This is a genomic window from Sphingomonas ginsenosidimutans, from assembly GCF_002374835.1.
GTDB classification, from domain to species: Bacteria; Pseudomonadota; Alphaproteobacteria; order Sphingomonadales; family Sphingomonadaceae; genus Sphingomonas; species Sphingomonas ginsenosidimutans.
Map to the genome: position 1 here is coordinate 246,905 of NZ_NWVD01000001.1, position 13,099 is coordinate 260,003.

General features: G+C 70.1%; 10 protein-coding genes. 6 read left to right on the forward strand and 4 right to left on the reverse strand.

Features of this window, described 5'->3' with window-relative positions; all coding sequences use genetic code 11:
- Nucleotides 1-239: 239 nt before the first annotated feature.
- The 6 genes from COA17_RS01065 to COA17_RS01090 are packed head-to-tail and all read left to right on the forward strand — an operon-like array spanning nucleotide 240 to nucleotide 6,871.
- Nucleotides 240-1,382 carry a DUF1972 domain-containing protein gene (locus COA17_RS01065; RefSeq protein ID WP_096609614.1) on the forward strand — a complete coding sequence of 381 codons (1,143 nt, stop codon included), beginning with the start codon at nucleotides 240-242 and terminating at the stop codon, nucleotides 1,380-1,382.
- A complete protein-coding gene (locus COA17_RS01070; protein ID WP_096609615.1) occupies nucleotides 1,382-2,707 on the forward strand; it encodes an O-antigen ligase family protein in 1,326 nt (441 codons plus the stop codon). The genes COA17_RS01065 and COA17_RS01070 overlap by 1 nt, the downstream gene beginning before the upstream one ends.
- Before the next feature lie 4 nt (nucleotides 2,708-2,711).
- A complete protein-coding gene (locus COA17_RS01075) occupies nucleotides 2,712-3,650 on the forward strand; it encodes a glycosyltransferase family 2 protein (RefSeq protein ID WP_096609617.1) in 939 nt (312 codons plus the stop codon).
- Between the two features lies 1 nt (nucleotide 3,651).
- Nucleotides 3,652-4,920: a flippase gene (locus COA17_RS01080; protein ID WP_176484751.1), complete on the forward strand. Its 1,269-nt coding sequence runs from the start codon at nucleotides 3,652-3,654 to the stop codon at nucleotides 4,918-4,920.
- A complete protein-coding gene (locus COA17_RS01085; RefSeq protein ID WP_096609620.1) occupies nucleotides 4,917-6,110 on the forward strand; it encodes a glycosyltransferase in 1,194 nt (397 codons plus the stop codon). The genes COA17_RS01080 and COA17_RS01085 overlap by 4 nt, the downstream gene beginning before the upstream one ends.
- Nucleotides 6,107-6,871 carry an acyltransferase gene (locus tag COA17_RS01090; RefSeq protein WP_066486297.1) on the forward strand — a complete coding sequence of 255 codons (765 nt, stop codon included), beginning with the start codon at nucleotides 6,107-6,109 and terminating at the stop codon, nucleotides 6,869-6,871. Before COA17_RS01085 ends, COA17_RS01090 begins: the two co-directional genes overlap by 4 nt.
- On the opposite strand, the gene COA17_RS01095 is transcribed toward COA17_RS01090, so the two are convergent.
- The 4 genes from COA17_RS01095 to COA17_RS01110 are packed head-to-tail and all read right to left on the reverse strand — an operon-like array spanning nucleotide 6,858 to nucleotide 13,099.
- Entirely contained in the window at nucleotides 6,858-8,753 is a 1,896-nt protein-coding gene (locus tag COA17_RS01095) for a heparinase II/III domain-containing protein (RefSeq protein WP_096609622.1), read from the reverse strand. The two genes, COA17_RS01090 and COA17_RS01095, sit on opposite strands and share 14 nt — an antisense overlap.
- Nucleotides 8,754-8,758: 5 nt before the next feature.
- Nucleotides 8,759-9,910: a glycosyltransferase gene (locus tag COA17_RS01100; RefSeq protein ID WP_096609624.1), complete on the reverse strand. Its 1,152-nt coding sequence runs from the start codon at nucleotides 9,908-9,910 to the stop codon at nucleotides 8,759-8,761.
- Nucleotides 9,911-9,932: 22 nt separating this feature from the next.
- The gene (gene rfbB, locus COA17_RS01105) at nucleotides 9,933-11,003 is read right to left on the reverse strand and encodes a dTDP-glucose 4,6-dehydratase (protein WP_066485894.1); all 1,071 of its coding nucleotides are present in this window, start codon (nucleotides 11,001-11,003) and stop codon (nucleotides 9,933-9,935) included.
- 2 nt (nucleotides 11,004-11,005) lie between these two features.
- The gene (locus COA17_RS01110) at nucleotides 11,006-13,099 is read right to left on the reverse strand and encodes an acyltransferase family protein (RefSeq protein WP_096609626.1); all 2,094 of its coding nucleotides are present in this window, start codon (nucleotides 13,097-13,099) and stop codon (nucleotides 11,006-11,008) included.

Genomic DNA, 13,099 nt, shown 5'->3' on the forward strand with positions numbered 1-13,099 from the left:
GCCGACGCGACGGAGATTGGCAAGAAACGGAAATACGACTACGGGGTTCCCGACACGCGCGACAAAGGCGGCGGAAGCTGGGGGCGGGGAAAGCGGGTGGCGCACGACGTCGCCGTGATGGGGGTCACCAGCGGACTGCCCCACTCGGCGATCCGGGCGGGCCCGCACGACCTTGACGGCCGTTCCGCCGACAGCCGTCGTCAGAACGAAAAACCGGTGAAACAGTAAACGGAGACCGAATGGCCACGTCAAGTTCCCCCGGTGTCGGCGACACCCGTCATCTGGTCATTCTGGGTATTCGCGGCGTCCCGGCGGCGCATGGCGGGTTCGAGACATTCGCCGCGCGGCTGGCGCCGTGGATGCGCGACCATGGCTGGCGCGTCACGGTCTATTGCCAAGGCAGTGAAACCGGCGCGATCCATGAGGACGAGTGGGAGGGGGTGCGGCGTATCCACATCCCGGTGGGTCGCGACGGCGCGGCGGGCACGATCGAGTTCGACGTGAAGTCCGCGCGCCATGCTCTGGCCGAGCCGGGGCTGATCCTGATGCTGGGCTACAACACCGGCTTCCTGGCGACGTGGCTGCGCATGAAGGGGCGGCGGCAGGTCATCAACATGGACGGCGTCGAGTGGAAGCGCGCCAAATATTCGGCCGGCGCCAAGGCGTATCTATGGGTCAACGAACGGCTGGCCGCCGCCGCGGGCGACGTGCTGATCGCCGATCATCCGTCGATCGGCGACCATCTGGCGCAACGCGCGCCGAAGGAGAAGATCGTGATGCTGCCCTATGGCAGCGACCGGATCGACGCCGCGGGGACGGCTCCGCTCGACGCGCTGGGGCTGGAGCCGGGGCGTTTCCTGACGCTGATCGCGCGGCCCGAGCCGGAAAATTCGATCCTGGAGATCGTCGAGGCGTTCTCGGCCGCACCGCGCGACGTGACGCTGGCGGTGCTGGGCAATTACAGCCCCGACAATCCGTTCCACGCGCGCGTGCGCGCCGCGGCGGGGCCGCAGGTGAAGTTCGTCGGCGCGATCTACGATCCGGCGGCGCTGGCGTCGCTGCGGTTCCATTCGCTCGCCTATATGCACGGGCATCGCGTGGGCGGAACCAACCCGTCGCTGGTCGAGGCGCTGGGCGCGGGCAACCCGGTGATCGCGCACGACAATCGCTTCAACCGGTGGGTTGCGGGGGATGCGGCGACCTATTTCGCGGACACAGCCGAATGTCGCCAGCGGATCGATGAGGTGCTGGCCGACGACGCGCGCCGCGCCGCGATGGCAGCGGCCGCGCGGCGGCGGTGGGAGGAGGCGTTCACTTGGCCGATGGTCCTGTCGGACTATCAGGCGCTGCTGGAACGGGTCGCCGACGGGGAGCCGCGCTGATGGCGCGCGCCCCCTTCCCGCCGCGCGCGGCACTGCCGCGCCGCCCGGTGGCGGCCGGTGGCGGCAACATCCTGTGGGACATCAGCGCCTTGTCGCTGGCGGGCAAGCTCGACCTGCTGGCGGTGGCGGTGCTGGTCGCTGGCTATTGCCTGCACATGTCGCTGACGATGTCGATGTTCGTCCCCGCCGCGACGCAGATCGGGCTGGTCATCGAATATGCGGTGCTGATCCTTTACGTCGGGCTGGCGATGCTGCGTGGGCGCTGGCTGGGGGCGGGGATCATCGCGCTCTATTTCGCCTTCCTGCTGGCGCAGGTGTATCATTTCCACCTGGTCGCCAGTGCGCAGTTCCGCCCGCTGGTGATGCTGTCGTTCTTCGGCCCGGTGGCGCTGGCGTTCGTGTTCCAGGTGGCGCGCGTGCCGCTGCGGTTGCTGCTCGGCACGCTGTTGCTGGGATGCGTCCTATACACCCTCTATTACATCGTATCCGAGCCGATTGTGTCGTCCTATCGCGGGTTCGAGGCGGCGGCGGGGGTGCTGGCATCGGATGGCGAGCGCGAGCAACGCGCCTATCTCGCCAGCCAGTTGACCGCGTTCGTCCTGTTCTTCGGGATCGCCTCGATCCGGCGGCGGCCGCTGGTGGCGGTGCCGCTGATCGCGATCGCGATCTATGCGCTGTATCTGTCGCAGTCGCGGTTCGTGCAGGTGGTGATCGTCGTCGTGTCCGCGGTGGCGATCGCCAACATGCTGCTGCCGGTGACGCGTCGCTGGACGGGCTGGGCGCTGGTCGCGGTGCTGGCGACGCTGTCGCTGTGGTCGCTGTACGGCTATATCGACGTGACGACGAACCCCTATGAGGCATTCCTGGCCGACGCCTCGGGCCGCGCCCGCTACCTGCAATATATTGATGCGCAGCCGATCGCGGCGCGGCACCTGTGGACGGGCGTGGGGCTGCCGACGTCCACCGACGAACTGCAATATTTCGTGCGGCCGCGTCAGCCGTTCTTCTACACCGACCTGGGGGTGGCGGGCATCGCGTTCGTGTTCGGCCTTCCGCTGACCATCCTGATCCTGACCGCGATGTGCGGGACGATGGTGGCCGTGCCGAACCGGCTGCTGACCGAGCAGCCGCTGGTGATGGCGCTGTTCTGGACCAACCAGAGCGGGGTGTTCGGCACGTTCTTCAACTTCACCGCGATCGGGTCCGGAGGCCTGTTTCTGGGGTTGATGCTGGTGTTGTGGATGAGGGGAGACGCGCTGAATCCGGTGTTCGGAAGCCGTCCGGAGCAGCTTCGACTGACGTCCAGGCGCGGTCTGGACGCCTGAAAGGATGCAAAAACGCATCGTCGCGGTGATCCCGCTGTACAACAAGGCCGCGACGATCAACCGTGCGCTCGCGTCGATCATGGCGCAGACGCGGCGGCCGGATGCGGTCGTGGTGGTCGATGACGGCAGTACGGACGACAGCGTGGCGCGGATCGAACCGCAGTACCGCGCGCAGATCGAGCTGCTGTCGATCCCCAACGGCGGCCCCGGTGGCGCGCGCAACCGCGGCGCACGGCACGTCAAGGCGGACCTGATCGCGTTCCTGGACGCGGACGACGAATGGTATCCCGACCATCTGGACAGCGCGGCGCGCGCGCTGGCGGCGGAGCCGCAGTGCGGCGCCTATGTCGCGGCCTATGACGTGGGTGCGGACAAGGCGGCGAAGCGCGAGGAGGTGCGGGCGCTGTTCCCGCGCAGCGGGGTGTGGAACATCGCGGCGTTCCACGATCCGCGCGCGATCAAGGCCTACATCGATTCGATTCATTCCAGCTCCACGGTCGTGCGGCGCGACGTGTTCGAGCGGCTGGGCGGCTTCTTCGACCGCGAACGCTGCACCTATGGCGAGGATGCGTGGCTGTGGCTGCAGCTCGCCTTCACGATGCCGATCTTCGTCGACCGGGACTATCGCACGCGCTTCCATGTCGAGGATTCGGCGCTGGGCCATGCGCTGGCGGGTCGCCACCCGCGCCACCCCGCGCTGCGCTTCGCCGAGGAACTGCGCACGCGCATCCCGGCGGAGCGGCGCGCGCTGCTCGATCGGCTGCTGGCCTATTACCGATTGATCGAGACCGAGAAACTGGCCGCGCGCGGCGATTGCGCGGAGGTGCCGGCGCTGCGCCGCGCCTTCCGGTTCGGCGGGCGCATTCCGCTGCGGCTGATCGTCCGCGACGCCAAGGTCCATGTCACCTGCCTGCGACGCCGTCGCGCCCCAACGAAAGCCTGACATGAGCAACGGCAACATGCGCGCGAACATCGGCTGGATGTTCATGTGGCAGATCGCGACCTATCTGTTCCCGCTGCTGACCTTCCCGTACCTGACCCGCGTGCTGGGCGCGCGCTCGTACGGCGAATTCAGCCTGAGCTTCGCGGTGGCGACCTATCTGGTGCTGCTGACCGACTGGGGGTTCGCGGTGTCCGCGCCGGCCGAAATCTCGCGCGAGCGCGACGATCCGGCGGCGGTCAGCCGGATTTTCTGGACGGTGCTGGCCAGCAAGGCCCTGCTGCTGGGGATCAGCCTGTCGCTGCTGACGACCGCGGCGCTGACGATCCCCGAGGTGCGGCAGCTGGCGCCGGTGATGTTCGCCGCCGCCGGGATGACGCTGGCCAATCTGTTCACCGTCCACTGGTGCCTGCAGGGGCTGGAGCGGATGGGCAAGTCGGCGATCGCGATGACGTGCGGGCGCGGGCTGGTGGTGCCCGCCACGCTGCTGCTGGTCAAATCCCCCGACCAGGCGTGGCTGGCAGCGGCGATTCTGTCATGCGGGTCGATGATCGGCGGGCTGTTTTCCGTCCTGATGCTGCGGAGCATGAACATCATCCGCTGGCACCGGCCAAGCTGGGCGGAGATGCGCGCGCAGATCGCGCACTCCACCCCGCTGTTCGTGTCGGCGATCTCCGCCAACCTCTACACCGGCACCAACACGATCGTGCTGGGGATCACGCAGGGGCCGGTGGCGGTCGGCATCTTCGCGGCGGCCGACCGGCTGCGGATGGCGGCGCAGGCGCTGGTCAATCCGATCAACCAGGCGGTCTATCCGCGCACGTCGCGGCTGATGCACCAGTCGCGCGCCGAGGGGATGGCGTTCGCGCGCAAGCTGCTGCTGTTCCAGGGCGGGTTCACCCTGCTGATTTCGCTGACGATGTTCTTCGGCGCGGACCTCATCATCCGCATCCTGGCGGGGCACCAGTATGACGGGTCGGGGACCGTGCTGCGCATCCTTTCGCCGATCCCGTTCATGGCCGGCGTCAGCAGCGTGTTCGGGATGCAGGTGATGCTGCCGCTGGGGTTGAAGGGCAAGTACAGCCGCGTGTTCGCGGTGACCGCGGTGGTCAATTTCCTGATGGTGGTACCGCTCAGCTGGTGGGCGGGGGCGACGGGCACCGCCTGTTCGGCGCTGGCGGCGGAGACGCTGTCGGTCGGCTACATGATCCTGACCGCGATGCGCCACACCGAATTCCTGGCGCGACCGGACCGTAGCGGAGCGATGGCATGAGGATCGTCCACGTCCTCCACGAATTCCCCTATCCCGCCAACAGCGGCATCCGGTGCGACATGGGACGGCGGCTGGCCGCGTTCGCGCAGCTGGGCCATCCGGTGTTCGCGATCGGCTGGCTGGCGGCCGGCGAGGTGCCGGACGCGGCCGATGTCGCGGCGTTCGAGGCGCTGACCGACGAGCGCGAGCTGCTGCGCGTCGGGGCGGGCACGGCCGAGCGGCTGCGCCGCGTGTGGAACCTGCGCCGCCACCCGTCCTACATCGCCGCGCGCATCCCCGCGCAGGCGGAGCGCAAGGCGTTGATCGAGCGGGTGCGCGCGTGGCGGCCCGACCTGATCTGGCTGGAGGGCGCGCATCCGTCGTGGCTGGCGCTGGAGCTGTCGCGCCGGCTGGGCGTGCCGCTGGCCTACCGGTCGCACAATATCGAATTCCGCTACGTCGCCGAGCAGGCGCGGCTGGCGCCGACGCTGCGCCAGACGCTGGCGCTGCGCGCGGGCACCTGGGGGCTGGAGGCGGCGGAGGCGCGGCTGCACCGCGAGGCGGCGCGCGTGTTCGATATCTCCGTCGACGACATGGCCTATTGGCGGTCGCGCGGGCTGGACAATGCCAGTTGGCTGGCACCCCAGCCGGACCCGGCGATCCTGGCGACCGCCGCCGCGCCGGAGGCGGCGCGCGACATCGACCTGCTGTTCATGGGCAGCCTGTCCAGCCCGAACAACATCGCCGGGCTGGAATGGTATTTCGAGCGCGTCCATCCGCTGGTGGCCGAGCGGCTGGGCGCGCATCGCCTGACGATCGCCGGGCGCCGCCCGCCGGCTGCGCTGGCGCAGCGCGTCGCCGCGGCGGGGGCGGAGCTGGTCGCCGATCCGCGCGATGCCGCGCCGCTGTTCGCGCGCGCGCGGGTGATGATGAACCCGATCCTCCACGGCAGCGGGGTGAACATCAAGACGGTCGACATGCTCGCCACCGGGCGCACCGTCGTCACCACGACCAAGGGCGCGCGCGGCCTGCCCGCCGAAGTGGTCGCCGAATTGCGCACTGACGACACGCCGGAGGGGTTCGCCGACCTGATCGTCGCGGCGGTACGCGATGCGCGCGCCGCGGCCGGCGGCATTGACCGCGCGGCGCTGGTCCAGCGTATCTTCGGCGCCCAGGCGGTGGCCGACGCGCTCGCTGAGGTGGCGGCATGATCCGCGCGCTGGTGATCGCGCTGGGGCGCCGCGTGAAGGGCGACGTCTTCACCATCGACCCGGCGTTGCCGCTGACCGCGATCGTCGCGTTCAGCGCGGCGCGCGCCGCCGCCGCGCTGCGCGGGTTGCTGGTACGCCCGTTCCTGCGCGGCGGATCGGGCATCCCCGCCTTCGTCGGCCGGCACGTTCGGCTGAAGACGCGCGGCATGATCCGGCTGGGCAAGGGCGCGACGCTGGGCGACGGGGTACTGATCCAGGGGCTGTCGCGCGGCGGGGTGACGATCGGCGCGGGGACCAGCATCGGCGCGCATTCGATCATCATGCCGACCAGCGTGATGCGCAACCTGGGCGAGGGGTGCACGATCGGCCCGAACAGCGGGATCGGCCAATATTCGTTCATCGGCTGCGGCGGCGGGGTGACGATCGGCCGCGACGTCATCATGGGCCAGTATGTCAGCTTCCACACCGAAAACCACCTGCACGACGATCTGGACCGCCCGATCATCGCGCAGGGCGTGCGCCGTGCGCCGGTGGTGGTGGAGGACGATTGCTGGGTCGGTGTGAAGGCGACGTTCCTGTCGGGCGCGCATGTCGGGCGCGGCTGTATCGTCGCGGCGGGCGCGGTGGTGCGCGGCACGATCCCGCCCTATTCGATCATCGGCGGCGTGCCCGCGCGGATCATCGGCACGCGTGCGCCGGGCGATGCGGTGCCCGCCGACCTGCTGGCGGGCGGCGGGGACGGCGCGGTCAGCGCGGCGTGATCGTCGTGCGCAGCGTCAGTGCGCCGGTGTTCGCCGCCTCGAAATAGATGGCGGTGCGCTGGCCGTAGCGGCCGGCGCGGTCGGGTGCCTGCGACACGAACACGCGGCCGGGCCGGTCAGCGGCCAGCGCCAGCGTGAACGACGCCCCGCCGCCGCACGCCAGCGTTGCCGACCAGCGCGCGGTGGCGCCCGATACCTGCGTCTGCCGCCACCATCCGAACCCGTCGCCGGCGGGCGCCGCGCCGGGGGAGAGGGCGCCGCCGGGTGCCACCGGACAATCGGCGTTGAACACCGCGCCCAAGCGGTGCGACGTCCCCGTGGTCGCGGTGATCTTCGTCTCGTCGACCGCGCCATCGCCGCCGACCGACAGGCTGCGCGTCACCGAGGCGCCGGGATAGCCGTCATGCCGTGCGGCGATCCGTCCGTCGGCAAACGAGATCAGCTGCCCCGGCTTGAACGCCGCCTGTCCGTGGCCGTCGACGATCGGCGCATCGTGCGCGACCGAGCGGCGCAGGTAATTGAGGAACAGCGCCGAGCCATAGGCCGCGCTGCCCTGGTCGCTGGTCACCGGCACGCCGCGATAGCGCAGTTCATAGGCGAGCGCGTCGCCCTGCGCATGGCTGGTGCTGCGCTGGCCGTAGAGGAAGAACGCCTCCCAATCGCCTTCGCGCAGCATCGCAGCCTGCGAATAGGGCCAATCGTGCGAGGCGGTCTGCGCCGGGGGCGGGGCCATCGGCATGTCGGGATCGAGCAGCGTCGCCCAGGACAGCGGCAGCGCCCCGGCGCGGATCGGCATGGTCCGCTGCGTCCTTTCGATCAGCGCTGGCGGGAACGCCTGCGTCCCGTAGGTCGTGTCGCCATAGGCGGGCAGCGTGCCGTCGCCGAAGCGCATCAGCGCGCGCGAGATCAGCATCCGCTGCGTCGTTTCCATCGCCGCGCGCAGCGGCGCGTCGCGGCCGTTGAGCGAGGCGAAGGTGAACAGGCTGGCCAGCGCCTGGATCGTATAGGCGGCATAGCCGGCGCTCGGTTCGAACCACAGCCCGTCGGGGGTCACGCCGCGCTCCAGCATCGCGCGGATGCCGTTGGGGCCGTCGATCGCGGCGGCATAATCGGCGTCGCGCCCCAGGTGCGCGGCCAGCACCGCCGACGCGCTCGCCTGCCACACCGCGATGTTGTTGCGGCCCTTGTTCGACTGGACGATATCGCCCAGCATCGGGGCGAACAGCCCCGTATTCCACTGCGCGACCCGTCCCGGATCGACCGTGGGGGCGATCAGCCGCGCGGCATCCGCAAGGCTGATGGAGGCGGTCGCCTCGTCCAGGCTCTGCCCCATCATCCGCGACTGGCCGGAAAAGGTCTGAAGCGGCCAGCGGGCATAACTGGCGGCATAGAAATCGAGCTGTTGTGCGGCCCAGTCGCGATAGCGCGCCTGCCCGGTCAGGCGGAACAGCCGCGCGGCATCCAGCACCGTCTGGATATTGGCGGTGCGGCGATAGAAGACCCAGGCGCCATGCGCCTTGCTGCCGGCCGGCGGCTCCGGGGTGGTCCATTGCCACGCCACCGGCAGCCCGCTGCGCGTGTCGACCATGTCGTGCGCCCAGCCCGCGACCCAGTCCGGGCGGTCGCCATAGCCCGCGATCCAGCTGTCGGTGCGTGCGCGCACGCCGCGCAGCCATTGCTGCGCGGCCGGATCGGTCGCGATGCGTTGGCGTGCGGCCGCCCAATCCTCCACCGCGCGGCGTAGCGGCTGGCCGAACAGATAGGGCGCGGCATCCGCCGCCGCCCGCGCGGCCATGTCGGTCGCCTGCGCCTCCGCCTGTGCCGGTTCGTCCTCGACGCCCGTCACCAGGGCGATCGCGATCAGCAGCAGCGTCGGTTTCATGGTGGTCAACCTCTCAGCGCGGGAATCCAGTCGCTCAACACCGCGCGCAGCCGTTCGCTCATCGTCTCGGACGAAAAATGGCCGGCAAACCGCTGTGCCGCGCCCGTCGCATGGGCGGACAGCGACGCCGGATCGGCGATCACCCCGGCCAGGATCGCGGCCAGCGCGTCTGCATCGTTGGGCGGGAACAGCCAGCCGGAAGCATCATCGACGATCTCGACCAGCCCGCCGTGCGCCGCCGCGATCACCGGGCGGCCGTGCGCCATCGCCTCGATCGCGACGCGCCCGAACGGTTCGGGCAGGCGCGAGGGGACGACGCACAGGTCGGCCCAGCGATACACTTCCTCCGGATCGTCGCGGAACGGCTCCAGCGAGACGACGTCGCCCAGCGTCCCGGCGGCGATCTGCGCCTCCAGCGCCTCGATCGGTTCGCGCACGTCGTTGAAGGTGCTGCCGACGATCCGCACGCGCAGCCGCGTGCGCGCCTGCGCGGGCAGCCGCGCCGCCGCGTCGATCAGCAGGTCCTGCCCCTTCCAGTCGTTGATCCGCCCCAGCATCGCGATCCGCAGCGGGCGATCGGTGGTGAAGGCGTCGGGCACCGCAGGCGGGCCGGCATCGGGGACGCGGTCCACCCCGTTGTGGATCACCGCCTGTCGCCGCCCCGCCGGCATCGCAAAGGCATCGCGCGTCGCCGCCGAATTGTAGATCAGCCCCGCGCCGGACGCCAGGCACAGCCCGCGGATCACCGGCATCGCGCGCGGCTTGGGGATTTCGCGGACGTGGATGATCGACTTGGCCGGCGCCATCCGCGCGGCGATGATATGATCGGCGACGACGGTGGTGTTGATATACGCAAGGTCGGCCCGCGCGATGTCGCGCGCCGCCTGCGCCAGATACCAGGGCAGGGCGACCGTGCCCTTCAGCGCGGTCGATACCGGATTGGCGAGCCGCAGGATGCACAGATCGCGCGCGATCACCTCGTCCGCGACCTTCGCCAGCAGCGGGCGCAGCGGGCCGTCGACCGCCAGCACGACGCGCACCCATGCATCGGGCCAGCCGCTGCGGATCGCCTGCACCGCCTGCAGGAAGCTGCGATCCGAACCGTAGAGTTCGCCGCCCTGGTGCACGCACAGGATGTGCGGCCGTGCGCGTGCCATTGGCCCGTCCTCTCGCTGTCGATCAGGCCGCGAGCGCCGCGCGCGCGACCAGCGGCTGCCACCAGCCCTCGTTCGCCAGATACCAGGCGAGCGTCTCGGCAAAGCCCTGCGGGAAGTCGCGCGCCGGTTCGTAGCCCAGCTCGCCGCGGATCTTCGTCTCGTCGATCGCGTAGCGGCGATCATGCCCCTTGCGGTCGGTGACGTAGGTCTTCAGGTCGGCGGTGGGGCGGCCCTGCGCGGCGGGGGCGTTCGGGAAACGCTGTGCCAGCGACGGATCGGCGGCGAAGGCGGCGTCGATCCCGCGGCAGATTTCCTCCACCACCTGGATGTTGGGCAGTTCCTGCCCGCCGCCCACGTTATAGGTCTCGCCAATGCGGCCGTTGCGCAGGATCAGCTCGATCCCCCGGCAATGATCCTCGACATGCAGCCAGTCGCGTACGTTCATCCCGTCGCCGTAGATCGGCAGCGGCTTGCCCGACAGCGCGTTGAGCGTGAACAGCGGGATCAGCTTTTCCGGGAATTGGTACGGGCCGTAATTGTTCGAACAATTGCTGGTCGTCGTCTCCAGCCCGTAGGTGTGGTGATAGGCACGCACCAGATGGTCGGACCCGGCCTTCGACGCCGAATAGGGCGAATTGGGTTGGTAGGGGGTCGTCTCGCTGAACGCCGGATCGTTCGGCTCCAGCGATCCGTATACCTCGTCGGTGGACACGTGGTGGAAACGGTGCGGGGTGCCGGTGCCGCGATCCAGCCACGCGGCCTTCGCCGCCTTCAGCAGGCTGTGGGTCCCGACGACATTGGTGGTGACGAAGGCATCGGGGCCGGTGATCGAGCGGTCGACATGGCTTTCGGCGGCGAAGTGGACGATCGTGTCGACGGCGTGATCGTCGATCAGCCGGCTGACCAGTGCGGTGTCGCAGATGTCGCCTTCGACCAGTTCGACCCCGTCCAGCCCGTCGAGGTTCGCGGGGTTGCCGGCATAGGTCAGCGCATCGAGCACCACGATGCTGTCCTGCGGCGACACGCGCCGCCAGTGGTGGACGAAGTTCGCTCCGATGAAGCCGGCACCGCCGGTGACGATCAGGTTGGCCATGATTACTCCTGTGGGCGTGTGACGGCCGGCAGCGCCGGGCGGGTGTCGTTGACGGGTGTGTGGGCAGGCGCGGCGGCCAGTTCGCGGCGCAGCAGCGGCACCAGCCGCTCGTTGCCCGCGCCGCTCAGATGATCGGTGTCGAAATACAGCGGCTTACCGTTGAGATAGGCGGGGCAGACGGGACCGGCGCACAGCCCAGGGATCGGATCCCACAGCCGCACCCCCGGCACCGCCGCCGCGATCTGCGCCAGCGCGGCATGCGCGAAGGCGGAGCGGTGCAGCACGGTCGTGCGGTCGACACGGTCGCCGTGCGCGCAATAGGCGCTGGTGCGGTTGAACCAGTCGGCGCAGCGGAAGGCGGCGGTCGGCATCGTCGGCTTCGGCCCTTCCAGCACCACCGCCAGACCGGCGGCGCGCCATCGGCGCAGCCGCGCGATCGCATCGGCACGCAACTGCGCCTCGATCGCCGGGTCGCGGCGGGCGGGGGCGGGGACGTCGCCCCAGATGTCGCGTTCGCGCGGGGTGTAATAGGCTGATACCAGCAGCGTGTCGCCGGGGCGCATCGCCTGCTGCAACGCATCGACCGCGGCGGCGTCGAACGCGGTGCACGATGGGGTCACATCGTCGGGCAGGATCGGCAGCAGCTTGCACCCGCCCTTGGTCATGATCGTTACGGGGCGGCGATCCTGCGCCGCGATCGTCGCGGCCAGACGGATGTAGGCGCCGGCGTGCGAATCGCCGACGATGAACAGGCGCGCGTCGGTTGCGGCGGGGCAGGCGGGCGTCAGCGTGACGCGCGTCCCGCCCGCCATGGTGCTGGCGTCCTGCCGCACCGCGCAGCCCGGCGCGCCGGGGCGGGCGACATAGGGGCTCCACACCGCGGCGTCGTTCGACGCGGCGAGGCCGACGCGCGGCTTGGCCACCATCGCGCCCAGGACAACGGCGCCGATCAGCGCCCCCGCCACGCCGTAAGCGGCGAAGAAGCGCAGCGGCGGCAGGCGGTTGAGCAGCCCGCTGTAGCGCAACGGCCGCTCGACCAGCCGGTAGCTGAGGATCGCCAGCAGCAGCATCGCGGCACCCGCGATCGCTCTCAGTGCGATGGCGTCCAGTCCGACCGTCCAGCGCATCAGGACGATGACGCCCCAGTGCCACAGGTACAGCGAGTAGCTGATGAGGCCGATCGCGGTCAGCAGCCGCCACGACAGCAGCCTCGCGGCCCAGCCGTCACCGCGCTGCCACGCGAGCAGCAGCAGCACCGCCGTCGCCGCGCACGGCAGCACCGCGCCCGGGAAGGGGAAGGCGCGCGGCGAGGTGGCGACGAAGGCATAGCCGAGCGCCAGCAGCGCCGCGCCCGCGACCACGCTTTCGACCGCGCGATGCCGCGCCAGCGTCGCGCCCGCGCGCCGCGCCGCGCCGTCGTGATAGCGCAGCAGGAACCCGAGCCCCAATTCCCAAAAGCGCGCCGGCAGCATGTAGAAGGCCGCCGCCGGCGCGCGCACGGTCAGCACCGCGGCGCAGGCGAGCGAGGCAATGCACGCCGCCCACATCAGCGCCACCGCCAGCCCGCGTCGCGGGCCGGGCGCGCAGATCAGCAGGAAATAGGAGAACAGCGGGAAGATGAGGTAATATTGCTCCTCCACCGCCAGCGACCAGGTATGGGTGAAGGTGTTGAACTCGGTCGCTGCGGCGAAATAATCGCCCGACTTCCACAGCAGCACGAAATTGCTGGCGCCGAACAGCGATGCGGCGCCGGTGATCTCGATGAAGCGGCTGACCTCCGCGGTGGGGATGAACAGCACTCCCAGGATGCCGATCACCAGCACATAGACGAAGATCGCCGGCAGGATGCGCAGGAAGCGCCGCCGGTAGAACCACAGGAAATAGTCCCGGAACGACGTGGCACGCGCGCCAATCACCGAATGGGCGACGACGAACCCCGAGATGACGAAGAAGACGTCGACCCCGACGAAGCCGCCCGGCAGCCAGGCGGCGTCGAGGTGGAACAGCACCACCGACAGGACCGCCAGCGCGCGCAGGCCGCCGATCGCGTCGATATGACCGACGGCGGCGCGGGCCGGGCGCTCGCCGGCGGTCAT